Genomic DNA, 26,130 nt, shown 5'->3' with positions numbered 1-26,130 from the left:
GAACTCCGGGGTCCCGCCGAACCTGAACGGGTGAGCCGACATGAGTGACCTGCTGGATCGGCTGCGGGGGCGCGGCTGGCGGTTGACCGCCCAGCGGCGCGTCGTTGCGGAGGTCCTCGAAGGCGACCACGTGCACCTCACGGCGGACGAGGTGCACGCGCGTGCGGTGCTGCTGCTGCCCGAGATCTCCCGGGCGACCGTCTACAACGCGCTGGGCGAGCTGGTCTCCCTCGGCGAGGTCGCTGAGGTCTCCACCGACGGCCGCGCCAAGCGCTACGACCCCAACGCGCACCACCCGCACGAGCACCTGGTCTGCTCGCGCTGCGGCCTGATCCGCGACGTCCGTCCGACGGGCGACCCGCTGGCCGACCTCCCGGTGGAGGGGCGGTTCGGCTTCGCGGTGTCCGGGGCCGAGGTCACCTACCGCGGGCTGTGCCCCTCCTGCGCGTAGGCCGTCCCCTCCGCCCCCGGCGGCGTACGGCCGGTGCGGTCCGCGGCCGGTGTCAGGGGCTGGTGAGGACGACGAGCTGCCGGGTCGCGCGGGTCATCGCGACGTAGCGGTCGACCGCCCCCTCGACGCCCTCGCCGAACGCCCCCGGGTCGACGAGGACGACCAGGTCGAATTCGAGTCCCTTCGACAGTTCCGGGGTCAGCGACCGGACGCGGGACCGCCCGCGGAACGCGCCGCCGACGGCGGCGCCGGCGACGGCGCCCCCTGCGCCGATGACGCAGGCTGTCCCCTCGGCGTGGGCGGCCAGCCAGGCGTCGAGCACCGCGTCCAGATCCGCGGCGGACCCGTGCACCACGGGGACGCCGGCGCTGCGGACGGAGGCCGGCACGTTGGCGTCGGGGAGCGCGGCGCGGATGGCCGGCTCGGCCTCCGCCATGACCTCTTCCGGGGTGCGGTAGTTGATGCTCAGGGAGGCCACGGTGACCCGGTCCAGCCCGACCCGTTCGAGCCGTTCCTCCCACGACTCCGTGAACCCCCGCCGGGCCTGCGCGCGGTCGCCGACGACGGTGAAGCTGCGGGACGGGCAGCGCAGCAGCAGCATCTGCCACTCGGCGTCCGTCAGTTCCTGCGCCTCGTCCACGATGACGTGCGCGAACGGACCGGCGAGCAGGTCCGGTTCGGCGGCCTCCCGGGCGCTCCGGTCGACCAGGGTGTCCTGCAGGTCCTGTCCGCGCAGCATCCCCACCGCGCCCTCGCTCTCGTCGATCAGGACGTTCTGCAGCATGCCGTCGACGGCGTCGGCCCGGCGCGCGCGCTCGGCGGCGTCGGCGGCCTCGTTCGCCCGCCTGCGCCGGGACGCCTCGGGGTCTCCGAGCCGCTGCCGCGCCGCGTCCAGCAGCGGCATGTCGGACACCGTCCAGGCCCCGGCGTCCGCGCGCTGCAGCCGGCGCACGTCGTCGTGGGCGAGCCCGGGAGCGCACGCGCGCAGGTAGGCGGGTACCGACCAGAGATCTCCGACCAGCTCGCCCGCGTCGAGCATCGGCCACGCCCGGTGGAGGGTCCGGATCAGGTCGCGGTCCTGCAGCAGCGACCTGCGGAGCAGGTGGGGCGGTGCGCCGCTGTCGTCCTTGTCCATGAGGATCGTGAGGAGCTCCTCCAGGATCTGCTCGCGCGCCTCGTTGTGCGGCGTGCCCGGTTCCACCGCCTCGAAGGCGGTTGCCCAGTCGTCGGCGCCCAGCCACAGGTCGGACCAGTGGCTCGACACGGTCATCCCCTCGGTGGGCGGCTCCTCGTACATGCCGACGGCCGGTTCGATCGCCCTCACGAGGTCCACGGACGACTTCAGGCGGGCCACCTCCGGGTCGGCCTCGACCGGCGCCCCGGCTCCTTCGGGGACGAGGTCGCGCAGGGTGCAGGTCTGCACGCCCTCCTCGCCCAGGCTGGGCAGGACGTCGGCGACGTACGCCAGGTAGGGCTGGTGCGGGCCGACGAACAGGACACCGCCGCGGCGGTGCCCCAGGCGGGGGTCGGAGTACAGGAGGTGGGCGGCGCGGTGCAGCGCGACGACGGTCTTGCCCGTGCCCGGTCCGCCGTCGACGACGAGCGCGCCGCGTGACCCCGCCCGGATGACGGCGTCCTGGTCGGCCTGGATGGTGGCGAGCACGTCGCGCATCCGGGGCGACCGGTTGACGCCCAGGCTCGCGATGAACGCGGACTGGTCGTCGAGCGCCGCGTGGCCCTCCAGCCCGTCGGCGGTGAACACCTCGTCCCAGTAGTCGCTGATCCGGCCGCGGGTCCAGCGGTACCTGCGGCGGCTCGCCAGGCCCGCCGGGCGGGCGTGGGTCGCCGCGAAGAACGGCTCGGCCGCGGGGGAGCGCCAGTCGACCAGCAGCCGGCGCCCCGCGCTGTCGGTGAGGCCGAGCCGCCCGATGTACACGGGATCGGGGTCGTCCGCGCGGACGAAGTGCCCCAGGCACAGGTTCAGGCCGAAGCGGCGCAGGGTGCGCAGCCGGCCGGTCAGCCGGTGGATCTCGGAGTCCCGGTCCATCGCCGCCCGGCCGATGCCGCCGGGAGTCCTGCGCGCGGTGTCCAGGCTGTCCGACAGCTCGGCGATCGACTGTTCCAGACTCCGCGCGATCGCGCTGAAGTGCCGTTCGTCGGCGTCGATCAGGACGGGATCGGCCTTCGCGGAGAGGCCGTCGGGGAGGTCGAACGCGCTGGTGGTCACGGGGTCCATGTCAGCGGCTCCGAACCGGCGCGGCCGCCGGGGCGGCGGCGGGCGGTGCGCCCGCCGCCCGCGGTCCCGTGCCCCGCGTCCGGAACCGGGGGGTGCTGCGCACCGCCGATCCGCCGTCACCGTACGACCCGTCAACAGACAAAAGCCCTCGCACTTCGTGAATCTCCCATTCCTGCAGGTTCTGGCCTCGGCCCGTGATTCTGCCCCGGGGCCGGGGCCTTGCCGCAAGCCCCCCACCGCGCTATAACTTGAGAGTGGCAAGGAGTGCCAACACCTCCTGCCCTTCTCGTTCCCTCGGGACGGACACCCTCCCTCCACCGGTCGACTCCCCACCGGTCGCGTCGTGTTCGACCCGTGCGTGCGGCCCGCGGAGTCAGGGGGCGGGGCGGGTGAACTCGGGCTGGTCGAGCAGGCGCAGCCAGCTCCCGTCGGGCTGACGCCGGACGACCTGCGCCCGGGCGCCGGATCCGTCCCTCGGCGGAGTGGAGGTGAGGGCGACGCCGTCGCTGACCAGCGTCGGCAGCGGCTGCTCCGGCTCGAAGCGGGGGCGGTCGGCGAGCACCTTCTCCCACAGCGCGCGGATCGCCTCGCGGCCCACCGTCCGCTCGCCCGGCGGGTAGGCCAGTACGGCGTCCTCCTCGTACAGCGCGGCGACTCCGGCCGCGTCGCCGGCGTTGGACCGCTCGACGAACAGGCGGGTGATGTCCTCGGGGTGCACTGCCTTCTCGTACTCCGGCACGACTGCCTCCTGGGGTCGGGCTCTTGGCTCGGCTGTCCGTACGTCCCAGGGTGGTCCGCCGTCGTCCAGAAGTCCAACAGCTGGTTCTGCTGGCAACTAGAATTGCTGTTCATGGAGCTGAGGCAGTTGGAATACTTCGTGGCGGTCGCCGAGGAGCGGAACTTCACCCGAGCCGCCGAGCGGGTCCGCATCAGCCAGTCCGGCGTCAGCGCCCAGATCCGACGGCTGGAACGCGAGCTGGGTGCCGAGCTGTTCGACCGGTCGGCACGCACCGTCACCCTGACCGTCGCGGGAAAGGCGGCCCTCGGTCACGCCCGCGCCGCCCTCGCCGCGGCCGGGGCCGTGGGACAGGCGGTCGGGGAGGTCGCCGAGCTGATCCGGGGCCGGATCACGGTCGGCATGGTCACCGGCTGCACCGTCACGCCGCTCTTCGAGGCGCTCGCCGCGTTCCACCGGGCGCATCCCGGCGTGGAGCTCTCGCTGCTGGAGGACACGTCCGACCGGCTGGTCGAGGCGGTCCGCGACGGCGCCGTCGACCTGGCCCTCGTCGGGACCGCGACCGCCGCCCCGGAGGGCCTGGAGGCACTGACGATCATCAGCGAACGGCTCGTCGCGGCCGTCGCGCCCGGTCATCCCCTGGCCGGCCGGCGCCGGGTCCGCCTGCGGGACGTCGCCGCCCACCCGGTCGTGTGCATGCCACCGGGTACCGGCCTGCGGACGGTGTTCGACCACGCCTGCGCCGCCCAGGGTCTGCACCCCGCGATCGCGCTGCAGGCCAGTGCCGCGGACGCCATCGCCGATCTGGCCGCCCGCGGCCTCGGCGTCGCCGTCCTCAGCGACTCCATGGCGGAGGCCTACCGCGACCGGCTCACCGCCCGCACCATCGACGACGTCGACGCACCGGCCCTGCTCGCCCTGGTGTGGAGGGCCGCGCCCGGTCCGGCCGTGCGCGAGCTGCTCGCGCACGGCCGCCGGGCCTTCGCCGCCGGGTCCGGGCCCGGGCCCGGCTGACGGGCCGGCCGGTCAGGCGCCCGACCCGGGCCAGAAGACGGTGAGGACGAACGACGACACCGGCTCCCGGGTGCTCACCGCGAGCGACGCCCCCGGAGCGGCCCGGGAGGGCGCGCCACCGGTGATCACCGGCCGGGGCTTCGGTGAACCGTACGGGCGGACTGCACCTGGCCGTCCGAGACGCCCACGGTGTAGGCGCGCGGGGTCGCGGAGGTCTTCGCGTACGCGGGCGAGCCGCCCAGGGGGAGCAGCTTGCCGATGTCGTAGGCGACGCCGTTGCCGGTCATCGCGTCCGGGGTGTCGGCACGCGGGCCGGCCCCGGCGATGCTGCCCGCCCCGCTCGTCGAGACCCGGTTCATCTGCTTGCTCGGGCCGAACTGCAGCACCTTGCCGCCCGACGCGGCGTGGAGCCACATGTGGTTGTCGGCGCGGTAGGGCCCGGCCGGGTCGGCCGCCAGCGCGGGGCCGAAGGCGATGAGCAGGTGGGACCGCCGTAACGCGCGGGTGACGGCGGGGGAGTGCCTGGACTGCAATCGGACCTCCTGGAGCGGGCGGGTGCGGCCCGTAGAACATGGGGCAGACGGGGAGGAACTCACCCTGAATGAGCGAGAGTTGGCGTGGAAGGGGGAGACCCGTCGAGGGCGCCGCCCGTACTGCGCAGCGGCAGCGGCCAAGGGCGTCCCGGCCGGCCGCGCCGATACCGGGGCGGTGCGCGGGCGGGGCGGTCGTCCACAGGCCCGGGCGGACGGCGCCGGGGTGTCGGCGGGTGCCGTTAGGCTTCGAGGATGGCCCTTCCGGACGCTTCCCCCGATACCTCCGATGCTCTGCAGGTGCTGCACCGCGTCTTTGGATACAGCTCCTTCCGCGGTGAGCAGCAGGAGATCATCGAGCAGGTCGTCGGCGGCGGCGACGCCCTCGTCCTCATGCCGACCGGCGGCGGAAAGTCGCTCTGCTACCAGATCCCCGCGCTCGTCAGAGACGGCACGGGCGTCGTGATCTCGCCGCTCATCGCTCTGATGCAGGACCAGGTGAACGCGCTCACCGCCCTCGGGGTGCGGGCCGGATTCCTCAACTCGACGCAGGATCCGCACGAGCGGCAGGCGGTCGAGCGGGCGTTCCTCGCCGACGAGCTGGACCTGCTCTACCTGGCGCCCGAGCGGCTGCGCACGGAGAGTGCGCAGCGGCTGCTCGACCGCGGCAAGGTGTCGCTCTTCGCGATCGACGAGGCACACTGTGTGGCGCAGTGGGGACACGACTTCCGGCCCGACTACCTCGCGCTGTCCATGCTGCACGAGCGCTGGCCGAAGGTGCCGCGGATCGCGCTGACCGCGACGGCCACCGAGGCCACCCACGCCGAGATCGTGGCGCGGCTCGGTCTGGAGGACGCCCGGCACTTCGTCGCCAGCTTCGACCGGCCGAACATCCAGTACCGCATCGCCCCGAAGAACAACCCCCTCAAGCAGCTGCTGGAGCTGATCCGCACCGAGCACGACGGCGACGCCGGAGTCGTCTACTGCCTGTCGCGGGCCTCGGTGGAGAAGACCGCGGCCTTCCTGGTGGAGCAGGGCATCGACGCCGTGGCCTACCACGCCGGGATGGACGCCCGCGCGCGGGCGGCGAACCAGTCGCGCTTCCTCCGGGAGGAGGGCGTCGTGGTGGTCGCCACGATCGCCTTCGGCATGGGTATCGACAAGCCGGACGTGCGCTTCGTGGCCCACCTCGACCTGCCGAAGTCGGTCGAGGGCTACTACCAGGAGACCGGCCGCGCCGGCCGCGACGGCGAGCCGGCGACGGCGTGGCTGGCCTACGGCCTGCAGGACGTGGTCCAGCAGCGCAAGCTCATCGAGGGCTCCGAGGGGGACGACGCCCGCCGCCGGTCCCTGGGCATGCACCTGGACGCCATGCTCGCGCTGTGCGAGACGGTCGACTGCCGCCGGACGCGGCTGCTCGCCTACTTCGGGCAGTCCGGCGAACCGTGCGGCAACTGCGACACCTGCCTGACGCCGGCCGAGTCCTGGGACGGGACGGTCGCGGCGCAGAAGCTGCTGTCGACCGTGTGGCGGCTGGCGAACGAGCGGCGGCAGAAGTTCGGCGCCGGTCAGATCGTCGACATCCTCCAGGGCAAGAAGACGGCCAAGGTCATCCAGTTCGACCACGACGGGCTCTCCGTGTTCGGCATCGGGGCGGACCTGAGCACCGCGGAGTGGCGGGGGGTCGTGCGCCAGCTCCTGGCGCAGCGGCTGCTGGCCGTCGAGGGCGACTACGGGACGCTCGTGCTGACGGAGGACAGCGGCGAGGTGCTGGGAGGCCGCCGCACCGTCCAGATGCGCAAGGAGAAGGCGGCCGCCGTCCCGTCCCGGAAGGAGTCGGGGTCCCGCTCCGGGAAGGGCGCCCGGGTACCGGTCGACCTGCCTGCCGAGGCCGAGCCGGTCTTCCTGGCCCTCCGCGCCTGGCGGGCCGCGACGGCGCGCGAGCAGGGCGTGCCGGCGTACGTCGTCTTCCACGACGCGACGCTGCGGGAGATCGCGACGCGGCTTCCCGCCACGGTGGAGGAGCTGGGCACGATCGGCGGGGTCGGCGAGGCCAAGCTGACGAAGTACGCCCAGGGCGTCCTCGACACCCTGGCACAGCGCGATGCCACCGGGCCCGCCCCCGCCGCGTCGGCCCCCGCGCCGTCGCCGGCCCCGGCCGGTTCCACCGCCGCCCCCGCGGCGGCCGGGCCGGCGGCGGAGTCGGGGGCTCCGGACGAGGAGGAGCCGCCGTACGACCTGGACGAGCCGGCCCCCTGGGACGACTGGCAGTAGCGGCGCCCCCGCGGCGTCCCGGAGTTCCGGAGCGTCGCGGGGTCCGCGTCGCCGTACGGTCAGACCCGGCTCGGACGGGAGTCCGGCAGGTCCTCCGGCAGCGGCATGCGCAGGTCCTCCAGGCCGGGAGCAGCCAACGACCCCAGGCGGCGGGCCTGTTGCGTCATCTCCTCCACCAGGCGACGGCCCGTCCGGGCGTTGCCGAACGTGCGGTCGCGCGGCAGCGCCGCCACGCACGCGTACAGCGCTGCCACGGTCAGCGGCGGGCAGTCGTACCCCGAGTCGGCCGCCTGCGAAGGTCCTCGCAGCGGCGGCCACGTCGGCCGGGCCCCATCGAGGTCACGTCGCCGGGGCGACCGCCCCACCGGTACGGAACCGGCCCCGGGCAACCCGTACGCCTGCGCTGTGACGGCCGGCACTGCACCGCCGCGCCGCAACGGCCTTGACCCTTCTCGCCGACGGGGCCCGCCCGGCGTCCCTCAGACCCCGGGGAAGGGGCCGGCGGGTGGCAGAGCGGCCTCCCGGAGCGCCGCGACCGCGTGCAGGGTGCCGCCCGTGCGGCCGGCGAGCTGACCGCGGGGGGTCCGGACGCTCCACAACGTGTCGGAGGATCGCTCGGCCCGGCCGACGGGGAACGGCCGCGTGATGTCGGTGATGTCCTGGATGACCACGGCCCCACCGGACTTCGCGGCGCTGTAGCAGCGCCCCATGCACTTGAAGACCCAGGGATTCGCACTGATCTCGCCGAGTCCCGGGGCGCTCGCGCCCTGATCGGGCTTGGCGCCGGGAACCAGACCCAGCATCACGCCTCCACTACGCAGTGTGTCTGATGTGCGCCCCATGGTAGCCGCGGCGCAAGAGCCGACACCTCCCGCCCGGTAAAGGAATGGACTGGAAAGACCCAGGCTTCTGTCAGGTTCTGCACGGCGTCCGGGAGGGGACGCCCCCGGGAAGAGACGCCCCGGGGGAGGGGTTTGGCGGGCTTTTGGGGAAACGATGGCGGCCCTCGCAAAGATGAGCCCGTCCGCATCACCCACTGGTTGTAGGAGGTGTCCTGAATGAAGAAGATCCAGGTACGCAAGGCCGGTCCGGTCCGCCTGACCTCGTCTGCTTGCAGCGTCTACACCAACCCCAACTGATCCTGATCAGTTGAGTCCTGGCCTCTGGCACGCCAGGGCCGCGGTGCCGTCGTGCCTGCGGGCAGCCCGAGGCGACTCAGGCCGCCGCCGGCACGACGGCGCCTCCCGGGGAGGCGGTCACCCGCCCGTGCCGGATCCGGACCGGAAGCCGAGGGAGACCCCATGCCGGAACACGGCATCCGCAGCACCGCCGACACGCCGCTGCCGTTCCACACGCTGGTCTACCTGGAGGACGGCGACGACGTCACCATCGGGCGGCCCGACACGGACTCCTACGCGATCTTCCCGGCCGACGGGGCCCACCTGGTGCGCCGTCTGGCGGACGGGGCCACGCCGGCGCAGGCCTCCGACTGGTACGCCGCCGAGTACGGCGAGCAGGTCGACGTCGAGGACGTCATCGGAGCCCTGCGCGAGCTCGGGTTCGTCCGCGAGGACGGCGAGGAGCCCGCGGAGGCGGAGCCGGTGCGCTGGCAGAGGCTCGGCCGCGCGATGTTCTCGCCGCCCGCCTGGGTCTGCTACGCCCTCGTCGTGGCCTGGGCGCTGCTGCGCACGGTCCAGTCCCCGGACCTCGTACCGACGGCCGAGGACCTGCTGTTCAGCGACTACTACGCGGTGATCAGCCTCGTGCTGCTGGTCGCCGCCGTCCCCCTCATCGCCGTGCACGAGGCGTTCCACGCCCTGGCCGCGCGGCGCCTCGGCGTCCGCTCACGGACCCGGCTGTCGTACCGCTTCTACTTCCTGGTGGTCGAGACGGCACTGGACGGCCTGGTCGCCGTCGAGCGCAGGAAGCGCTACCTGCCGATCGTGGCCGGAATGGTCGCCGACTGCGTCCTGCTCGGCCTGCTCATCACGGTGGCGGACGTGTCCCGGGGCCCCGGCGGGGCCGAAACGGTGACCAGCCGCGTGTGCCTGGGGCTGGCCTTCGCCGCCCTGCTGCGCCTGTTGTGGCAGTTCTTCCTCTACCTCCGCACCGACGTGTACGTGCTGATCACCACCATGCTCGGCTGCGTGGACCTGCACACCACCTCCGTCCGCCTGCTGCGCAACCGGTTCCTGCGGTGGTGCGGGCGGACCGACCGGCTGGCGGACGAGTCCCAGTGGCACCCGGTGGACCGCCGGGCGGCACGCTGGTACTCCTGGCTCATCGTGGCCGGCTACACCGTCAGCCTCGGCACCTTCGTGCTCGCGCTCGCCCCGGTCTTCGTGCGGATGGTCTCCGGTGCGATCGACCGGTTCGGCGCCGGGGAGGGATCGAGCTGGACCGAACTCCTGGACTCCTCGGCCTTCCTCTTCCTGACCTTCGGCCAGATCGCCCTCACCATCTGGATCGCCGCCAGGGAACGCGTGCGCGCCCGACGGTCCAGGACCCACCACGTCATCGACTGACGCGTGCCCCCCTCGGCCCCCGTGAAAGGTACGTTCATGACCGGCCACTACTGGATATCGGCTCCCCGGCGTCGCGAGCGCGACCGGCTGCGGGCCGGCCTCGGACTGCCCTCCCCGCTGACGGTGGTGGACGCGCACCGGCGCCTCCGGGGCCCCTACACGGCGGCCGGCGAGCTGCTGCGCCACGTGGCGCCGGACGCGCTGCGCCGACAGCCGGAGCTGGCCGTACGCCACTACATCGAACTCCAGGAGAGCACACCGGAGCTGGCGCCCCTGGTGCCGCCGAAGGAAAGGGCGCTGGAGCAGAACGCGAAGGCGCCGGGCGAGGCGACCCGGTACCCGGCCCGGCTGCACTCGCTGCGGGTCGCGCACGGCCTGGTGGACTTCCTCCTCGCCGCGCTGGCCGGGGCCGGGGACGGTCCGCGCACCCTCGTGGTGGAGAACGTCCACCACGCGGACGTCACCGACCGGGAGTTCCTCGCCGCCGCGCTGCGGCGCATCCCCGCGGAGCTGCTGACCCTCGTGATCGCCACCGACACGGACACCCTCGCCGACCCTCCCGGCATGCTGTCCGTCTCCCTCCCCTCGGAACTCGCGACGCGGACCACCCGCATCCACGGCCCGGGCACCGCGTCCGGCCCCGGGCCCGACGGCTCGGACGACCGTACGCAGACGCCGCTCCAGGCGGCCGCCCGGTACGTCGAGGGGGAGTGCGTCGACGACGACCCCGCGCTGCACGCCGCGTACCGGGCGATCAGCGACGAGGAGCGCGCCGGCCTGCACGACCGCAGGGCCGAGGCGCTGGCCTCCCGCGCGGAGGCGGAACCGTCCCTCAAACTCGGCGCCCTGCCGTACCACCTGCTGCGGGGCAGCGACTCCGACGGCGCCGGCCTCGACGCCCTGCGCTGGGCGCAGGGCCGCTGCAAGTACTTCGGCTTCTACCACGCCGCGGCCGAGATGGGCGAGGAGGGCCGCCACCGGGCGGATCCCGTCACCCGCCCCGACCTCTGGTGGCCCTTCACCCGGGAGACGGGCGTGTGCCTGGCCGCCGCGGGCAGGCCGGAGGAGTCGGCCGCGGTCCAGGAGGAGGCCCGGGCGGCGACCGCCATGCCCAAGCACCACATGAGCCTCGCCTACGAGACGGGCATGCTCTACGCCCGCCACTTCCCGCCCGAACTGCGCGACGACCGGCGGGCCAGGGCCTACGTCAACCAGGCCATCGCGATCTCGGACCTGCTGCCCGACCCCAAGGAACGCGCCTTCTACTCGGTGTTCAACCGCAACGGGCTCGCCCTGGTGGAGGTCAGGGCCGGCCGACCGGACGAGGCGTTGCGACTGCTCGACGAAGGGATCGAGAGGCTGGACCGCGAACTGGGCATCGGCGAACGGACCTGGCACCGCGTGGGCCTGCGCTACAACCGGGCCCAGGTGAACGGCATGAGCGGCCGGCTGGAGGAGGCCCTCGCCGACTACGCCTCGATCATCGACGCGGACAGCGACTTCGCCGACCACTACTTCAACCGCGGCAGCATGCTGCGCCGGCTGGGCCGCGTCGAAGAGGCCATCGCCGACTACGAGAGGGCACTGGCCCTGGAGCCGCCCTTCCCCGAGGCGCACTACAACCGTGGCGAAGCCCTGCTGGAACTCGGCGACGCCGAGGCAGCACTGACCGACTTCGACCGGACCCTGGAACTGGAACCCGGCCACCTCGAGGCGCTGCTCGCGCGCGCCGGCCTGCTGGCCGACCGGGGCGACGACAAGGCCGCACTGGAGGACGTGACGGCCGGTCTGCTGCTCGACCCCGAACACCCGCACCTGCTCTGTCTGCAGGGACGCCTGTGGGCCGAGGACGGCCGGACCGCCGAGGCGCGCGACTCCCTCGCCGAGGCTCTGCGCCTCGACCCCGAGCTGGCCGAGGCGTGGGCGATCAAGGCAGAACTCGCCTACCTCGACGGCGATCTGGACGCGGCGCTGGCCGATTTCGACCGTGCGGTGGAACTCGAAGGCCGTCCCGATTTCCGGTTCAACCGGGGTGTGGTGCACGAAGCGGCCGGCAGCTTCGAACGGGCCGTGGCCGACTTCGAGGCCGTCCTGGCCGTCACCGACGACTCCGAGGCGCAGAGCCGCCGGGAGACCTGCCTGCGCGCGGCCGAACGCGCCCACGCGTAGGGGGGCCGGATGGACCTCCGACAGCAGGAGAAGCAGCGGCGGGAGCGCGCCCGCGCACAGGGCCCCGGCCGGGACGAGGGCCGTGGAGCCGGTCCGGCGGACGGGTTCACGGAGGCGATGTCCCGGCTGGTGTCAGGGGTGGCGGTCGTCTCCGCCCGGCGGGACGACGGGCGGCCCTGCGGTCTGCTCGTGTCGTCCCTCTGCTCCTACAGCGCGGCCCCGCCGTCGATCCTGGTGGCGCTCGCCCGCAGTTCGCGGACCTGTCGGGAGCTCGCCGCGGGACCGGGCGCGCACTTCGGCGTCCACCTCCTGGCACGCACCCACACCGCCCTGGCCCAGACCTTCGCGGGCAGCTCCGAGGACAAGTTCGCCGACGTGCTCTGGGAGTGGGACGGACAGGTTCCCCGGCTGGTCGGCGTCCCGGTCTACGCGAAGTGCCGTACGGGCGTGCTGCTCCCGCACGGCGACCACGTGATCGTGGTGGGCGAGGTGCTCGACTGCGCGGTGGCGGAGGCCGAGCCCCTGGTGTACTTCCGCCGACGCCTCGACTGGACTCTGGGCCCACCCGCACGCGTTCGCCCCTCCGCCGGCTGACCGGCCCTGCGGAAGAGAATGCTCCCGGCCGGCTGACCACTGACACACACAGGGTGACGGCGGCGAGAGAAGACGCACCATGGATCCCCGCATACCCTCCGGGGTACCGCTGGTGGGGCCGGGTCTCCCGTCAGGACTGATGTGCCACCTGTGGGGTGGTCAACCGGTGGCTGACATCGAGCGTCAGGCGGAGAGCTTCCAGTGCGCCGACCGGGTCGATGCGGTTCTTCTCGCGGCCGGCGAGGCAGGCGAGCACGTGGTCGATCATCTGCGCGTAGGGGGCGGCGCCGGGCAGGTCGATACGCCGTTGCTCCTGGTCGGTGTATTCGGTGAGCTGGGACGTGCCCCGGTTGGTGTCGTCGGCCCGCATGCCCAGTTCCAGTACGGCATCGGCGAACGTTGCCCGGAAGCCTCCGCCCATCTGGTATGGCCGGGGCATCAGCGACGAGGACGAGCAGCGTGCCATCGCCTCGGGGTAGGTGAGCACCACCTCGGCCGCCGATCCCCGCCCCCCGGGCTTCTCGACCGCGGTGACCTGAACGGCCCGCGGGGCACCGAGCAGGCTGGTGACCAGGTCGAAGTCGGCGTGCATCATGTCCATCGCCAGCGAGTCCAGGCCCAGGTCGTAGCCCGGCCACAGCAGTGCGGTGCGGCCTTCGACCTCCAGCGACAGCAGCGCGCCGTAGCGCTGGTCGGCGGCGGCCTCGCGCAGGAAGACGTTGGCGGGGCTGAAGCGGGAGAACATGTCCACGAACACCTGGCGGCCCGCGGCCCGCTGGGTGTCGATGACGCGCTGGGCGTCGTCCATGGAGGTGGCCAGCGGCAGTTCGACCAGGACGTCCTTGCCCGCTTCCAGGGCGCGGACGGCCGTGTCGGCGTGCAGGTGGGTGGGCAGGCAGATGTCGACCAGGTCCACCGACGGGTCGGTGATCAGGGCGTCCAGGTCGGTGGTGGTGGCGAAGCCGAATTCGTCGGCGATCTTCCGCAGTTTCGCCGTTGTGCGGCCGAAGACGATCACCTCGTCCACATCGTCGCGGGTGGCGTAGACGGCGGCGTGGGCCTGGCCGAAGCCGGTTCCGAGCAGTGCGATCTTCATGGGGTTCTCCTTCGATCTCGTATGGATGGATGGATGGATGGAGGGCCGGGACGGGGCAGCCTCGGGGTTGCCCCGCCCCGCGGCGGGTCAGGAGGTGTGGGTGGGCATGGAGAACAGGCCGAACCGGTTGCCGTGCGGGTCGCGCAGGCGGGCGAAGACCAGGCCGTCCGGGTTCGCCTCCGGGCCGTGCTCGACGCGGGCTCCCGCGACGGTGGCCGCTGCGGCGGTGGCGGGCACATCGGTGACCAGGATCGACGGCATCGCGTAGTCGCCCCCGTCCTTGCTGGCGCTGTGGTCCCACAGACGGCCCGCGGGCCATTCGCCGCCGGTGAAGATGTTGAAGTACGGCTTGCCGCCCGCCGTTTCGTCCTTCTCGAAGCGCCAGCCGAACGCCTCGCCGTAGAAGTCGATGGTGGTCTGCGGGTCGGTGGTGCCGATCTCGAACCAGGCCATGGAGCCGGGCCGGGGCCGGAAGGCGGTCGCCTCCATGTGTTCCTCGGTGGCCTGCGCCCGCTCGGCCAGGTCTTCGGAGCTGCCGCGGGAGAAGAGGGAGAAGGTGTTACCGCGCGGGTCCTTCAGGCGGCGAATACCGTCACCTCGCCGACCGCGCTGGCGGGGAAGACGACCTCGGCCCCGAGGGCGGCGAGTCTGTCGACGTCGGCCTCGACGTCGGCTGACAGCATCGACAGGTTGACGACCTCACCACCGGTGTCGCCCTGCTGGATGGCACCCATGGGCCACGGCGCGCCGGGAGCGATGATGCGGGTGTAGGTGCGGCCGTCGACGGAGGAGTCCTGGTCGACCTCGAAGGACCAGTCCAGAACAGGGCCGTAGAAGTTCTGCACCGTAGCGGGGTCTGCCGTGCCGATCTCGAACCAGACGACGGAACCCGGGGACATGAAGCTCATGGGAGAAACCTTTCACTGAGAGGGGCCGTACCGGCTGGGCAACCGGCCGGGGGAGGTGGGAGCCCTTGGAGGGTGAGGGCACGGTGCCCAGGTCAGGACCCTGGCGGGACCTCGTGCAGTCCAGGTGGACGCCAGGGGCGGGGTTGTCAGGAGACGAGCTGCGGCTCGCGTTCCGCCTCCTTCTTCGTCGCACGGTCCGCAGGCGTGGTACCGGCCCGGCGGGGCAGGGCGAACAGCAGCGCGAAGGCGGCGGCGAAGGCTGCGGCCACGTACCACAGGGAACCGGTGAAGGCCTCGGGCATGGCGTGGGCCTGGGTGGCCGGGTCGCCGGGGCCGAGGTGGCCGAAGAAGATCACCGAGGACAGGGCGACGCCGACGGCCTGCCCGAGCTGCATCGTGGTGGCGCTCAGCCCGGAGGCGGACCCGGCGTGCTCGTGGGGCACCTCGGAGAGGACCAGGTCGGTCAGCGGGGCGATGATCAGACCCATGCCCAGGCCCATCGGGACCAACGGCACCATGGTCTGCCACAGTGTGATGCCGGACCCGTAGCGGGTGGCGAACACGGCGAAGAGCAGCATCCCGGCCACCGCGAGCAGCGCGCCGCCCTGGAGGGCGCGCCGACCATGCCACGGTACGAGTACCTGCATGGACAGGCCGGCGCCGGCCATCATCGCCGCCGACAGCGGCATTCCGGACAGTCCGGCCTTCAACGGCGAGAAGCCCAGTCCGAGTTGCAGGTACAGGGTCCAGGCCAGGAAGAACACGCCCGAGGCGAGCCCGAACAGCAGCTGCACGCTCTGCCCGCCGGCGAAGCTGCGGCGGGAGAACAGCGAGAGCACCACCAGCGGCGAGCCGCCGTGCCGCGTCAGTCGCCGCTCCCAGGCCACGAACAGCGCCAGTACGGGCAGCGAGGCGGTCAACGATCCGTACGTCCAGGCCGGCCAGCCGAGTTCACGGCCCTGGGTGAGCGGCAGTACCAGAAGCAGCAGTCCCACCGTGGCCAGCGCGACGCCGATGCCGTCCAGCCGCTGTGCCCGCTCGCCCTTGGACTCACGGATCAACAGCCACCCGGCGACCAGTCCCGCCGCACCGAGGGGGAGGTTGACCAGGAAGATCGGGCGCCATGCGAGCTCGAACAGGTTCCACTGCACGAGCAGGGCTCCGACGAGGGGGCCGGCCAGGGTGCCCAGCGCCATCACCGCGCCGTAGATCCCGAAGACCTTGCCGCGCTCACTGGTGGGGAAGGTGACGTGGATGATCGACAGGACCTGCGGCACCATCAGCGCGGCCATGGCGCCCTGGGCGATACGCCCGGCCAGCAGGATCTCGGGGTTGCCCGCGATGCCGCAGATCAGGGAGGTGAGCGTGAAGCCGGCCACCCCGAGCAGGAAGACCTTCTTGCGGCCGAACAGGTCGCCCAGGCGCCCGCCGGTGATCAGTCCGAGGGCATAGGAGAGGGCGTATCCGCCGGTGATCCACTGGATCTGGGACAGCGAGGCGCCGGTGTCGGCCTGGATGTCGGGGATCGCGATGTGCACGACGGTCACATCGACCGCATCCATGAACGACGCGATCAGGACGACGACCAGCGCCGCCCAGCGCCGCGGATCGGCTGGCGCCGCTTTCATGGGGGATTCAAGGGGTTTGTTCTCGGACATGCCTCCACGTTAGAACCCCTTTAGGACACCTCACGTCCTTGAAGTCCGGCACACTGGCCGCCATGACGACCGATATGCCCGCCCGCATGCTGCGCCTGCTATCCCTGCTGCAGACCCGCCGGGAATGGGCCGGTCACGAGCTCGCCGACCGGCTCGGCGTCACCGGCCGTACGGTACGCCGAGACATCGACCGGCTGCGCGAACTGGGCTATCCCGTCGACGCGACCACCGGCCACGCCGGCGGCTACCGTCTGGCCTCCGGCACCGCGATGCCCCCGCTGCTGCTGGACGACGACGAAGCGGTGGCCATCACGGTGGCCCTGCGCACGGCCGCCGGCGGGCTTGGCGGCATCGAGGAGACCGCCCTGCGGGCGCTGGCGAAACTCGAACAGGTCCTGCCGGCCCGCCTCCGCGGCCACGTCACCGCCTTGCAAGCGGCCACCAGCACGATCACCTGGGAAAACCGCGGCCCCCGCGCCGAGGCCACCACGCTGACGGTCCTGGCCACCGCCTGCCGAGACCACGAGATCATCACCTTCGACTACACCACCCGCGAGGGCACCCCGGCCCCGCGCCGCGTCGAACCGCACAGTCTGGTCGCCTCCGGGGGCCTGTGGTACCTCGTAGCCCACGACATCGGGCGCGACGACTGGCGCATCTACCGCCTCGACCGTCTCACCCGGCCCTCACCCACCGGCCGCCGGGTCGCGCCCCGCACAATGCCCGAGCCCGGACCCGACCCCGCTTCCTACGTGGCGGCGAAGATCGCCACCGCCCCCGTCCGCTACCGCGCCGTCGCGACCGTGCACGCCTCCGCCGACAGCGTCCTCGCCCGAACCTGGGCCCTGGCCACCCGCGTTCACCCCGTCGACGAGAGCACCTGCACCCTCGACTGCTCGGACAACTCATTGCCCCGCATCGCCCAGACCCTCACCTCCCTCACCACCCTCGAAACCGACTACACCCTCGACGCCGACCCGGCCGTCGTCGACTACCTGCGCGCCACCTACCAGCGCAGCCTGCGCGCCGTACATCGAACAGACTGAGACCGTCCGGACCGGACATGTGCGGTCCGACGGTGGATTCATCCACTTCTAGGACGCCAGGTGTCCTAAAGGCCCTCTAACGTCGGAGACATCGGGCGAGACGCCCGTTTTGCCCCCAGGCGGCCCGGCCGTCTGCCGCCCCCGGCACTATGGAGGACCCACATGGCCAGCACTCCCGGTGAGAAGAGGAGCCCGGGTGCCGGCTCGGTCGCTTCGCACGCGATGTGGGCCGACGACGGCAAGAGGCTCGCCGCCTTCTACGCCGCCGCCCTGGGACGGGAGCCCGGCCAGGCATACCCCGACGAGGACGGCAACGCGGTCGCCTTCCCGGTGACGGACGGCCATGCGATGTACATCTTCTACACCGCCCAGAGCTTCAAGGCGCCGGACTGGCCGGCCGAGGAACTGGCCTTCCACCTCAACCTCGCTTTCGACGACGTCGCAGCGGCGGAGAAGCGGCTGCTGGAGCTCGGCGCGACCAAGCCCGACCACCAGCCCGGCGGGGAGCTGTGGACCGTCCTGCTCGATCCCTCGGGCAGCCCTTCTGCATCAGCGCCACCAGCTGAGACCGCAACGGTCGGATATCGACGGCCGTCCCGTCCGTACGATTCGAAAGCCTCCGGAGGAAATCATGCCGTTCGCCCCCTGCCTCGGCGTCAAGGACACCGCCACCAGCATCGCGTTCTACGAGAGGCTCGGCTTCGAGGTGGACTCCAGCACCGCCCGCCCCGGCGACGACATCCACATGCTCCTCTTCGAGGGCTCGTTCTGCGGCATGCTCTACCGCAACGCCGACCTCCAGAACTGGCTGCCCGTCCTGGCCGACCTTCCGGTCGGCTTCACGGGCATGTTCTACCTCGCCGTCGATGACTTCCATGCGGCGCACGACCGCATCGCCGAGCACGCCGAGATCGTCAAGGACACCGTCACCGACCACAACGGCCAGCGCGAGTTCTACTTCCGGGACCCGGACGGCTACATCATCGGCATCAACGACAACGCCGCCCTGCAGGCCAGCGACCTCGCCACATACGCCTGACCCGCCGATTGCCCGCAGCGAGCGCACACGCCGAGGTGGCAAACGGCCACGCGCGTGACCCACCCGGTCGTGCCAGGGCGCGTCGCCCGGCCCGATCGACGCCGTACCGACCACGACGACGGGCGACCAGAGGAAGGAACGCTGTGCGAGGCATCGTGTCCCCGCTGCGTGAGGACCTGCTGACACTCAGGGCCGATCCGCTGCCACCCCCGAACCTGCCCCGGCGGCTGAAGTACCTCCCCCACGTCCTGTTCGCCGTGGCGGCAGTCGTCGTGATCATCACCGACACCGATCAGCTGGGACACCGCAACGGCCTCGGCCCGGCATACGGCTTCCTGCTCGCTCTGGCGCAAGGCGTAGCCCTGTTCCTGGCGCTGAACCGCCCCGGGGCCGCCTGGTGGCTGTCCCTGGCCGCAACCGTGACCGCCACCGCGGCCAGCGCCCCCCACCTGCTGTGGAACACCCCCTGGCCCTTCACCGTCCCGGGGCTGTGTGCGCACGCGGCGGTCCTCCTGCTGCTCGCCCTGCGCGTGCGCGCCCGAGCGGCCTGGGGCGCGCTCGCCCTGTCCGTCCTTCTGCCGGGTGCGACCGCACTCCTCACCGCTCGGTCGGCCGCCCCTCACTCCAACACGGTGACTGCGCTCGTCCTGTTCTCCCTGATCGTGCTCCTGGGAGTCACCGTGCGCGGCAGGCGCCGAACCCAGGCGGAACTGGAGGCGCAGTCCGACCTGACGGCCGAGGAGCGCGCCCAGCGCGTCCTGCTGGAAGAACGGGGCCGGATCGCCCGGGAGCTGCACGACGTGGTGGCCCACCACATGTCCGTCATCTCCATCCAGGCGCAGGTGGCCCCGCATCTCATCGACGACCCGGCACAGCTGAAACAGAACCTGGCCGGCATTCGCCACAACGCCCTGGACGCGCTGACCGAGCTGCGCCGTGTCCTGGGGGTGCTGCGGTCCGACGACGCCCATGACCCCAGTGCCGCCCGCTCGCCGCAGCCCACCCTTGCCGACCTGCCCACCCTGGTCGGCAACGTACGCGGTGCCGGACTGTCCGTCACCACGCAGATCACCGGCCAACCGCCGCGACCGCTTTCACCGGGTGCGGAACTCTCCGCGTACCGCATCGTGCAGGAAGCCCTGAGCAACTGCCTTCGCCACGCCCCCGGTTCGCAGGTCCGCCTCTGTCTGCAGTTCACTCCGAAGGGACTGGAGATCGACGTGACCAACACGGCCCCGGCCCGGCCGGCCGCCCCCTCCCCGGGCGCAGGGCACGGACTGCTGGGGATGCGGGAGCGCGTCGCCATGCTCGGAGGCGCACTCACGGCCGGACCCGTCACCGACGGCGGCTTCCAGGTGAAGGCCTGCCTCCCCGCCGTGAACGAGACGTCGTCGATTCCAGCGTCCGCGAGCGCGCTCTGCACCCGCTTCACCGCGTCGGTCTCTTCGCGCGTGTCCTCTACCTGAGATCAGCGTGACCGGGGAGACCTGGTCGTTCGCGTACGCCTCCCGGCGCCCGCGTCCCGGGCATGGCCGCCAGCCGGCGGGGAGCGCTATGCGAAGTGCGCGGTATGCGGTGTGGTCCGGGGCGTTGAGCCGAGGGAGATGGCTGCGGCGGCGAGCGACAGGGCGGCGAGGAGGAGGAAGAGGGTGGGGTAGCCGCCGAGGGGTGCGGCGAGGGCCGCTCCGGCGAAGGGGGCGAGGGCGGCGGCGAGGGAGGCGGGGGCGCTGAGGAGTCCGGAGAGGCGGCCGTAGTGGCTGGTGCCCCAGCGGTCGGTGACGGCGGTGGCCTGGAGGAGGGTGAGGTTGCCGCGAACGGTGCCCGCGAGGATCGCGAGGAGGGCCAGGAGGGGGAAGGGGCCGGGGATGAGGGCGAGGGCTGCGGTGGTGGCGCCGCCTGCGGCGATGAGGGCTGCGGTGCGGGTGGTGGTGCTGGTGTGGCGGGCGAGGGTGGCGTAGAGGGTGCGGCCGAGGGTTTGTCCGGCACCCCCGAGTCCGAGGATCCAGGCGGCTCCGGTGGTGGTGGCGCCGCGTTCGGTCAGGAGCGGGACCAGGCCCATGACGACGGAGTACATCGCGAAGCCGGACAGGGTCAGCGTGGCGGCGAGGAGCAGGAAGGGCCGGCTGCGGGCGACCGGGGGCGGGGGCGCGTGGGGTTGGGGTCCGGGGAGTGCGGGGGCTGCGGGCCAGGGGCCGCGCAGGGCGAGGGCGTGAGCGGGGATGGTCACGGCCCCGAGGATCGCGGCCAGGATGACATAGGTGGTACGCCAGCTGAAGTGTTCGGCGAGCGCGGCGGTCAGGGGTGCGAAGACGGTGGAGGCGAGCCCGCCGGCCAGGGTGACGATCGTGAGGGCGCGGACACGGTCCTCTCCCCACCAGCGGGTCAGGGCGGCGAACGCCGGGTGGTAGAAGGTCGCGGCCATGGCCACGCCCGCGAGGAGCCATCCGGCGGTGAAGACGGCTCGGTTGGGCGCGGCCGCGATGGTGAGCAGCGCGAGGACGGCGAGGGCGGAGCCGGCGGTCATGACGGTGCGCGGGCCGCGGCGGTCCAGGGTGCGGCCGATCGGGATGCCCGTGAGCGCGGAGACGAGCAGGGCGGCGGAGAACGCCGCGGTGGTGAAGGCCGGGGACCAGCCGGTGTCGGCGGTGATCGGTGAGTTCAGGACGGGGAAGGCGTAGTAGACGATGCCCCAGCTGGTGATCTGGGTGGCGCACAGGGCGGGCAGGGCGGCGCGTGGCCGCGACTGGACCCCCGTCCCTGTCGCGGCCACGCCGGTCTGGATGTGTGGCATGCCGGGTCAGCAGCCGCCGGATGTAGCGGCCGGGGCGCCGATGGGGAGGGTGGCCGGGGCCGCGCAGCAGCCGCCGGTGTCCTCGGCGGCCGCGGGCTCGTCGAAAAGGCCGGCGCCGCCGCAGACACCGGTTTCGGGGAGGGTGAGTTCGACGCGCTGTGCAGCTTCGTGGTCTCCGGCGAGGTGGGCGGCGATGGAGCGGACCTGTTCGTAGCCGGTCATGGCCAGGAAGGTGGGGGCGCGGCCGTAGGACTTCATGCCGGCGAGGTAGACGTTCTTCTCCGGGTGGGAGAGCTCGTTCACGCCGTGGGGGTAGACGGTGCCACAGGAGTGCTGGTTGGGGTCGATCAGCGGAGCGAGGGCGATGGGGGCTTCGAGGCGCTCGTCCAGGCCCAGGCGCAGTTCGTTGACGAACGTCAGGTCGGGGCGCAGGCCGGTGAGGACGATGACCTCGTCGACCGGGTCCAGGCGGCGTCCGTCTTCGGCGACGAGGACCAGGCGGCCGTCGGTGTCGCGTTCGACGGCGTCGGTGCGGAAGCCGGTGACGGCGTCGGCGTGCCCGTCGTCGAGGGCTGCCTTCGCGGCGACGCCGAGGGCGCCGCGGGCGGGGAGCTGGTCGGCGCTGCCGCCGCCGAAGGTGGCGCCGGAGATCCCGCGCCGGAGGATCCACGCCGCGTGCGTACCGCTGCCGTCCGCGGCCTTGGCGAGGGAGGCGAGGGAGGCCAGGGCGGTGAACGCGGAGGCGCCGGAGCCGATGACCGCGGTGCGCCTGCCCGCGTACCGGGCGCGGACGGCCGGGTCCTTGAGGTCGGGGACGCGGTAGGAGATCCGGTCGGAGGCGGCCTGTTCGCCGAGGGCCGGGAGGCCGTCGCCGCCGATCGGGCCGGGGGTGGACCAGGTGCCGGAGGCGTCGATGACGGCGCGGGCCAGGAGCCGCTCCTCGCTGCCGTCGGCGTTGACGACGCGGACGGTGAAGGGCTGCGCTTCGCGGTCGGCGTCGACGACGCGGTCGCGGCCGGCGCGGGAGACGCCGGTTACGGTGGCGCCGTACCGGACGCGGTCGCCGAGGACGTCGGCGAGGGGCTGGAGGTAGAGCTCGGCCCAGTCGCCGCCCGACGGGTAGGTGGCGCCGTCGGGCGCGGTCCAGCCGGTGGGGGCGAGGAGCTTCTCGGCCACCGGGTCGATCACCTCGGACCAGGTGGAGAAGAGGCGTACGTGGGCCCAGTCGCGGGCGGCGGTGCCCGCGGTGGGGCCGGCTTCGAGGACCAGGGGGATCAGGCCGCGGGCGGTGAGGTGGGCGGCGGCGGCCAGGCCGACGGGTCCGGCGCCGATGACCACGGTGGGCAGGTCGGTGGTGGTGGCAGGCGCGTTCACGGCAGGCTCCTCATTTGTTTCGACATCCGTCGATGGCTTGCGTTGCCAGCATGCCACCTGCTTCGATGAGCGTCAACATAGACGTTCATCAAATCTGGGGTGGTCGTGGAGCACGTGGGCGTAGCGGTCATCGGAGGCGGCCAGTCGGGCCTGGCGGCCGCGCACGCATTGGCCCGGCGGGGCCGCGTGCCAGCACTTCTGGCTGGCCCGAACCGGCCTGGACACCGCTCCGCTGGGCCGCCTCCTGTGCACCCTGTCGGCTCAGCCCGTCCTCGATGACGGCCGCTACCGCGCCGCCCTCGATGCCGGCGCATCAGAGCGCCGCCCCATCTTCCAGGCCTGCACTTCGTCGGGCCGGAGTGGCAGCGCAGCCTGTCCTCGAACTCGCTGCGCGGCGTGGGCCGGGACGCCGAACGCGCCGCCCGGCAGGTGACCGCGCACCTCCGGTCCCGGTGACACCCTCGCACCCCCGCCGGCTGATTCGACATATGTCAACATAGGAGTATGTCGAATGTGAAGGTTCTCCCGCTGCTGGAGTCCGAGGCCGTCGCACCCTGCTGCCCGCCCCTGACCGAGCGCCCGCTGACGGCCGAGGAGGCCGGGCGGACCGCCCTCATGTTCAGGGCGCTCGGCGACCCGGTGCGCCTTCGGCTGTTCTCCGCCGTTGCCTCTCACGAGGGCGGCGAGGCGTGCGTGTGCGACATCTCCGATGTCGGCGTCTCCCAGCCCACCGTCTCCCACCACCTCAAGAAGCTGCGCGAGGCGGGGCTGCTGTCCTCCGAGCGGCGCGGCACTTGGGTGTACTACCGGGTCGAACCGGCGGTCCTCGCGGCGATGGGCCAGCTCCTGACCCGAGCGGCCGCCGCATGACATCGAGAACGCCCTCGGCGTGTGGCCGTACCACCTGCACGGCCTGATCCGCTCTACCGACTGCGGCGCCGACGGCCAAGCCGACGACCGCTGGACAGCGCGCGACGGGGAGCAGGCAGCCCAGCGTGCAGCTGTCAGCTGGTACTGCGGGGGGTCGGTTGATCCGCCGAGGCGTCGTGTTCGGGGGCCTTGCGCCAGCGGGCTTCGCAGAACGAGTAGATGCCGAACACGAGGAGGCCCAGTGCCGCGGCGATCAACAGCACGGGCCCGGCGGGCGTCTCGGCGAACGAGCGCAACGTTTCGTCCAGGCCCTTCGCCTGGCTGGCGTCGAAGCGCACCGCGGCGAGCAGGACGAACACGCCGGCCACCGCCGCTACCACTCCGCACGCAACGCCGCCGATGATGCCGAGGCCCGCGACGACGCGCCGTGTCGTCGGGCTCATCTCGCCCGTACGGAGATTCTTCTCGAATTTCCGCATCAGGCTGCGGACCACGACAACCACGCCCGTAACGGCCAGGGCGGCCCCGAATACGCCGACGAGGACACGCCCGAGGGGCAATTCCAGCACCCTCGCGGTGTACTCCTTCGACGACGCGTCACCGGGGCGTGTTCCGGCGGACCCGCCGCCGACCAGCGCAGTCTGCATCACGCCGACGCAGATCACGGCGTAGAAGACTCCGATGCCCAGAGAGCCCAGGCGCCGGGGCCACGAGTCACCGCCTGCCGTCGCCTGCCCGAAGGCGGCCTCGGACAGTCGCCACAGCGCCATCGCGGCCAAGCCCGCCACCAGGGCCCACAGCAGCACCTTTCCGAATGGCTGCTCGGCGATGGTCCGCACCGCGCCGGACCGGTCGGCCTCCTTGCCGTCGCTGTCGCCGCTGAAGCCGATCCGTACGGCGAGGACCCCGACCAGGACGTAGATCACTCCTCGGGCGCAGAGCCCGAACCGGGCCGCGACCTCCATGGCGCGGCTGTCCGCCACGCGCTGCCCCTGGGTCTTGGCCCGGGCGGCTCCCTTGTCGATCGTCATACTTGGCACCTCCCCGCGTCCTGCTTGATCTCGACACGTGCACGCGTTCGGCCGGGCGGCCTCCCGTCCACGCTGGCGGCCGCAGTGCGGTCCCGGAGGCCGGTGGGGAACTATCCCGCGCTGCGGGTGCCGGGCGGGTCTTGGGGGTCGACGCCGGTGGAGGCGGAGGCATCCTTGGTTCCGCTGGGGCGCTGGGAGCGGCCTCGGCGGCCGGTGTCGTGCATTCCCTTGTCGGTGGCGCCCTTGCCCTGGTCCTCGCCGCGGCTGCTCAGGCTCTCGGTGGGGTTGCCGTGGGGGTTGCCCGCTTCTTCCTTGGAGACGGTCCTGCCGGGTCCCTCGGCCGGTGCGTACGTGTCGGGGTGGAAGGAGCGGTGGGCGCTGGGGTTGTCCTGTTGTTCGGTCTGATCGACATCCGGTGACCAGCCGTGCTGCTCGGTGCCCTTGTACGGGCCCGGGCCCTCGCCGTGGGTGGGCTGGGACGGCTTCGGCTGCTGCTTGGCCATGGCTGACCTGCTGTTCTGTATGCGGACGGCGTAGGCCGCTCGGACGCGAGCCGCCCTGCCGCTGATACCCCGATTGTCCCACCGTCGGGCCTCAGGCCGCCTTCCCAGCCCGGCAGGGGCGCGGCCGCACGGCGCCGCGGTCTCCCTTGTTGCCCGGTATCCCGACCGGCACGCTGAAGCTGCCTGGGTCCGTCGCAGGCGCCACCGCTACTTGTTGCGCGCCTCGCGCATGCGACGCCCCGCCTTCTCCGCTCGGCCCATGTACCAGTCGCGGAACTTCCACATGGCCACGATGAACGGCGCCGTGCCCAGCCCGAGGAGCAAGGACCGACCCCACGGCTCGTGACGGCCGAAGTGCAGATACAGCGTCGACCCCAAGAAGGCCAGGACCGCCAGCAGCAGCAATTTCACCGGTCTCGAAAGGTTCATACGACATCGGATGCCCCGATCCGGCCTCAGATCACGCGGGTGCGCGGGTTCGAGGGAAGGCGGTGTCAGCGGCTTGCCCCCGGCTGACGGGCGCCGGGCGACTCGGGTCCGCCGGGCCGCGCTCCCTCTTGACGCGCGACGGCTGGCAATCGAGGAGGACAAACCGCTGCCGAGGACGCCGCAGTGGTCGGGCCACCTGGGCTTGACGGCCACCTCGGCTTGTGGGAGGGCTGCGGCATCAACCCGGGGGTGTCGCCTCCCGCAGCGTAATGATCATGATCCTGGGACGTTTGGAAACCCCGGTGTGGAGAAGACGATCGTTCACACCAGCTTTATTCACCGAGGTAGGAGACGCATCATGGGCATTCTGGCTTGGATTCTCATCGGGCTGCTCGCCGGTCTCATCGCGAAGGCCCTGATGCCGGGCAAGGACCCGGGCGGCATCATCATCACCATGCTGATCGGTGTCGCGGGCGGTCTGCTCGGCGGCTGGCTCGGCAAGGTCATCTTCGGCGTCGATTCCATCGACGGCTTCTTCGACCTCTCGACCTGGATCGCCGCCATCATCGGCTCCGTCATCCTCCTCGCCGTCTACCGACTGGTGACCGGCAACAAGCGCAGCCACCGCCACGCCTGAGCGACCCAGCCCCACCCGTCGGCGCAAACGGCCCCCTCTTCCGGGCAGCCTCCAGGGATCGTCGCAACACGTGATCACTGGCGTGCCTGGGGAGCAGCGCAAGCAGTGCAAGCAGTGGCCCGGGCGGGGGGTGCCGGCCGGGGGCCCGCGGGGGGGGTTTAAAAAAAAAACGGCCCCCCCAACCGGGTGTGGTTGCGGTTGGAGGCGGGGGGGTGTTGG

At 72.3% G+C, this 26,130-nt stretch carries 26 protein-coding genes and 1 pseudogene; 13 read left to right on the top strand and 14 right to left on the bottom strand.

Annotated features, from left to right (window positions below):
• Positions 1–40 precede the first annotated feature (40 nt).
• The gene (locus tag ACFWW8_RS23915) at positions 41–451 is read left to right on the top strand and encodes a Fur family transcriptional regulator (protein ID WP_386531082.1); all 411 of its coding nucleotides are present in this window, start codon (positions 41–43) and stop codon (positions 449–451) included.
• 52 nt (positions 452–503) lie between these two features.
• Here the strand turns inward: ACFWW8_RS23915 and helR are convergent, their stop codons facing one another.
• Together helR and ACFWW8_RS23905 are read right to left on the bottom strand one after the other, a co-directional pair.
• Positions 504–2,687: an RNA polymerase recycling motor ATPase HelR gene (helR, locus tag ACFWW8_RS23910; protein WP_386531080.1), complete on the bottom strand. Its 2,184-nt coding sequence runs from the start codon at positions 2,685–2,687 to the stop codon at positions 504–506.
• A 373-nt stretch (positions 2,688–3,060) separates the two neighbouring features.
• Positions 3,061–3,426, bottom strand: coding sequence for a YybH family protein (locus tag ACFWW8_RS23905; protein ID WP_386531078.1), 366 nt, complete (start codon positions 3,424–3,426; stop codon positions 3,061–3,063).
• A 111-nt stretch (positions 3,427–3,537) separates the two neighbouring features.
• On the opposite strand from ACFWW8_RS23905, the gene ACFWW8_RS23900 reads away from it, so the two are divergent.
• Entirely contained in the window at positions 3,538–4,437 is a 900-nt protein-coding gene (locus ACFWW8_RS23900; RefSeq protein WP_386531076.1) for a LysR family transcriptional regulator, read from the top strand.
• A gap of 125 nt (positions 4,438–4,562) precedes the next feature.
• Here the strand turns inward: ACFWW8_RS23900 and ACFWW8_RS23895 are convergent, their stop codons facing one another.
• Complete coding sequence (locus ACFWW8_RS23895; protein WP_386531074.1) at positions 4,563–4,970, bottom strand: hypothetical protein; 408 nt, start codon at positions 4,968–4,970, stop codon at positions 4,563–4,565.
• Between the two features lie 252 nt (positions 4,971–5,222).
• Between ACFWW8_RS23895 and recQ the strand changes: the two genes are divergently transcribed.
• The gene (gene recQ, locus ACFWW8_RS23890; RefSeq protein WP_386531072.1) at positions 5,223–7,241 is read left to right on the top strand and encodes a DNA helicase RecQ; all 2,019 of its coding nucleotides are present in this window, start codon (positions 5,223–5,225) and stop codon (positions 7,239–7,241) included.
• A 59-nt stretch (positions 7,242–7,300) separates the two neighbouring features.
• Here the strand turns inward: recQ and ACFWW8_RS23885 are convergent, their stop codons facing one another.
• Both ACFWW8_RS23885 and ACFWW8_RS23880 read right to left on the bottom strand, forming a co-directional pair.
• The gene (locus ACFWW8_RS23885) at positions 7,301–7,495 is read right to left on the bottom strand and encodes a hypothetical protein (RefSeq protein ID WP_386531070.1); all 195 of its coding nucleotides are present in this window, start codon (positions 7,493–7,495) and stop codon (positions 7,301–7,303) included.
• A 225-nt stretch (positions 7,496–7,720) separates the two neighbouring features.
• Positions 7,721–8,044 (bottom strand): hypothetical protein, encoded by a 324-nt coding sequence (locus tag ACFWW8_RS23880; protein WP_386531068.1) that lies wholly within the window; start codon positions 8,042–8,044, stop codon positions 7,721–7,723.
• A gap of 498 nt (positions 8,045–8,542) precedes the next feature.
• Between ACFWW8_RS23880 and ACFWW8_RS23875 the strand changes: the two genes are divergently transcribed.
• From ACFWW8_RS23875 to ACFWW8_RS23865, 3 genes are read left to right on the top strand one after another with little or no spacing between them, the layout of a single operon-like run.
• Positions 8,543–9,766 (top strand): hypothetical protein, encoded by a 1,224-nt coding sequence (locus ACFWW8_RS23875; protein WP_386531066.1) that lies wholly within the window; start codon positions 8,543–8,545, stop codon positions 9,764–9,766.
• Positions 9,767–9,802: 36 nt separating this feature from the next.
• Positions 9,803–11,935 carry a tetratricopeptide repeat protein gene (locus ACFWW8_RS23870; protein WP_386531064.1) on the top strand — a complete coding sequence of 711 codons (2,133 nt, stop codon included), beginning with the start codon at positions 9,803–9,805 and terminating at the stop codon, positions 11,933–11,935.
• 9 nt (positions 11,936–11,944) lie between these two features.
• Positions 11,945–12,529 carry a flavin reductase family protein gene (locus ACFWW8_RS23865; protein WP_386531062.1) on the top strand — a complete coding sequence of 195 codons (585 nt, stop codon included), beginning with the start codon at positions 11,945–11,947 and terminating at the stop codon, positions 12,527–12,529.
• A gap of 130 nt (positions 12,530–12,659) precedes the next feature.
• On the opposite strand, the gene ACFWW8_RS23860 is transcribed toward ACFWW8_RS23865, so the two are convergent.
• The 4 genes from ACFWW8_RS23860 to ACFWW8_RS23845 form a co-directional block, all read right to left on the bottom strand.
• Complete coding sequence (locus tag ACFWW8_RS23860) at positions 12,660–13,625, bottom strand: Gfo/Idh/MocA family protein (protein ID WP_386531060.1); 966 nt, start codon at positions 13,623–13,625, stop codon at positions 12,660–12,662.
• An 87-nt stretch (positions 13,626–13,712) separates the two neighbouring features.
• Positions 13,713–14,114 carry a VOC family protein gene (locus ACFWW8_RS23855; protein ID WP_386531058.1) on the bottom strand — a complete coding sequence of 134 codons (402 nt, stop codon included), beginning with the start codon at positions 14,112–14,114 and terminating at the stop codon, positions 13,713–13,715.
• An 86-nt stretch (positions 14,115–14,200) separates the two neighbouring features.
• The gene (locus tag ACFWW8_RS23850) at positions 14,201–14,533 is read right to left on the bottom strand and encodes a VOC family protein (RefSeq protein WP_386531056.1); all 333 of its coding nucleotides are present in this window, start codon (positions 14,531–14,533) and stop codon (positions 14,201–14,203) included.
• 146 nt (positions 14,534–14,679) lie between these two features.
• Entirely contained in the window at positions 14,680–16,191 is a 1,512-nt protein-coding gene (locus tag ACFWW8_RS23845; RefSeq protein WP_386531054.1) for an MFS transporter, read from the bottom strand.
• Positions 16,192–16,253: 62 nt separating this feature from the next.
• Between ACFWW8_RS23845 and ACFWW8_RS23840 the strand changes: the two genes are divergently transcribed.
• From ACFWW8_RS23840 to ACFWW8_RS23825, 4 genes and pseudogenes are all read left to right on the top strand, one after another.
• Positions 16,254–17,237, top strand: a complete 984-nt coding sequence (locus ACFWW8_RS23840; RefSeq protein WP_386531052.1) for a helix-turn-helix transcriptional regulator — start codon at positions 16,254–16,256, stop codon at positions 17,235–17,237.
• Between the two features lie 162 nt (positions 17,238–17,399).
• A pseudogene (locus ACFWW8_RS23835) lies at positions 17,400–17,720 on the top strand (VOC family protein); the annotation flags it as partial.
• A gap of 148 nt (positions 17,721–17,868) precedes the next feature.
• The gene (locus ACFWW8_RS23830; RefSeq protein WP_386531050.1) at positions 17,869–18,276 is read left to right on the top strand and encodes a VOC family protein; all 408 of its coding nucleotides are present in this window, start codon (positions 17,869–17,871) and stop codon (positions 18,274–18,276) included.
• A gap of 143 nt (positions 18,277–18,419) precedes the next feature.
• Positions 18,420–19,742 (top strand): sensor histidine kinase, encoded by a 1,323-nt coding sequence (locus ACFWW8_RS23825; protein WP_386531048.1) that lies wholly within the window; start codon positions 18,420–18,422, stop codon positions 19,740–19,742.
• Between the two features lie 86 nt (positions 19,743–19,828).
• Here the strand turns inward: ACFWW8_RS23825 and ACFWW8_RS23820 are convergent, their stop codons facing one another.
• Together ACFWW8_RS23820 and ACFWW8_RS23815 are read right to left on the bottom strand one after the other, a co-directional pair.
• The gene (locus ACFWW8_RS23820; protein WP_386531047.1) at positions 19,829–21,067 is read right to left on the bottom strand and encodes an MFS transporter; all 1,239 of its coding nucleotides are present in this window, start codon (positions 21,065–21,067) and stop codon (positions 19,829–19,831) included.
• 6 nt (positions 21,068–21,073) lie between these two features.
• Complete coding sequence (locus ACFWW8_RS23815; RefSeq protein ID WP_386531045.1) at positions 21,074–22,441, bottom strand: NAD(P)-binding domain-containing protein; 1,368 nt, start codon at positions 22,439–22,441, stop codon at positions 21,074–21,076.
• Between the two features lie 99 nt (positions 22,442–22,540).
• On the opposite strand from ACFWW8_RS23815, the gene ACFWW8_RS23810 reads away from it, so the two are divergent.
• Together ACFWW8_RS23810 and ACFWW8_RS23805 are read left to right on the top strand one after the other, a co-directional pair.
• Positions 22,541–22,720, top strand: a complete 180-nt coding sequence (locus tag ACFWW8_RS23810) for an NAD(P)-binding protein (RefSeq protein ID WP_386531043.1) — start codon at positions 22,541–22,543, stop codon at positions 22,718–22,720.
• 225 nt (positions 22,721–22,945) lie between these two features.
• On the top strand, positions 22,946–23,311 hold the full coding sequence (locus tag ACFWW8_RS23805) for an ArsR/SmtB family transcription factor (protein ID WP_386531042.1): 366 nt from the start codon (positions 22,946–22,948) through the stop codon (positions 23,309–23,311).
• 134 nt (positions 23,312–23,445) lie between these two features.
• On the opposite strand, the gene ACFWW8_RS23800 is transcribed toward ACFWW8_RS23805, so the two are convergent.
• The 3 genes from ACFWW8_RS23800 to ACFWW8_RS23790 form a co-directional block, all read right to left on the bottom strand.
• Positions 23,446–24,342, bottom strand: a complete 897-nt coding sequence (locus ACFWW8_RS23800) for a DUF1206 domain-containing protein (RefSeq protein ID WP_386531040.1) — start codon at positions 24,340–24,342, stop codon at positions 23,446–23,448.
• A gap of 110 nt (positions 24,343–24,452) precedes the next feature.
• Positions 24,453–24,845 carry a hypothetical protein gene (locus ACFWW8_RS23795; protein ID WP_386531038.1) on the bottom strand — a complete coding sequence of 131 codons (393 nt, stop codon included), beginning with the start codon at positions 24,843–24,845 and terminating at the stop codon, positions 24,453–24,455.
• Between the two features lie 207 nt (positions 24,846–25,052).
• A complete protein-coding gene (locus tag ACFWW8_RS23790; RefSeq protein WP_386531036.1) occupies positions 25,053–25,274 on the bottom strand; it encodes a hypothetical protein in 222 nt (73 codons plus the stop codon).
• Positions 25,275–25,632: 358 nt separating this feature from the next.
• On the opposite strand from ACFWW8_RS23790, the gene ACFWW8_RS23785 reads away from it, so the two are divergent.
• Entirely contained in the window at positions 25,633–25,911 is a 279-nt protein-coding gene (locus ACFWW8_RS23785) for a GlsB/YeaQ/YmgE family stress response membrane protein (protein ID WP_386531034.1), read from the top strand.
• Positions 25,912–26,130: the final 219 nt, after the last annotated feature.

The organism is Streptomyces sp. NPDC058701 (assembly GCF_042715295.1).
In the GTDB taxonomy this organism is placed as follows: Bacteria; Actinomycetota; Actinomycetes; order Streptomycetales; family Streptomycetaceae; genus Streptomyces.
The sequence above is the reverse complement of the archived record's forward strand: the minus strand, read 5'-3'. Positions and strand labels throughout refer to the sequence as shown.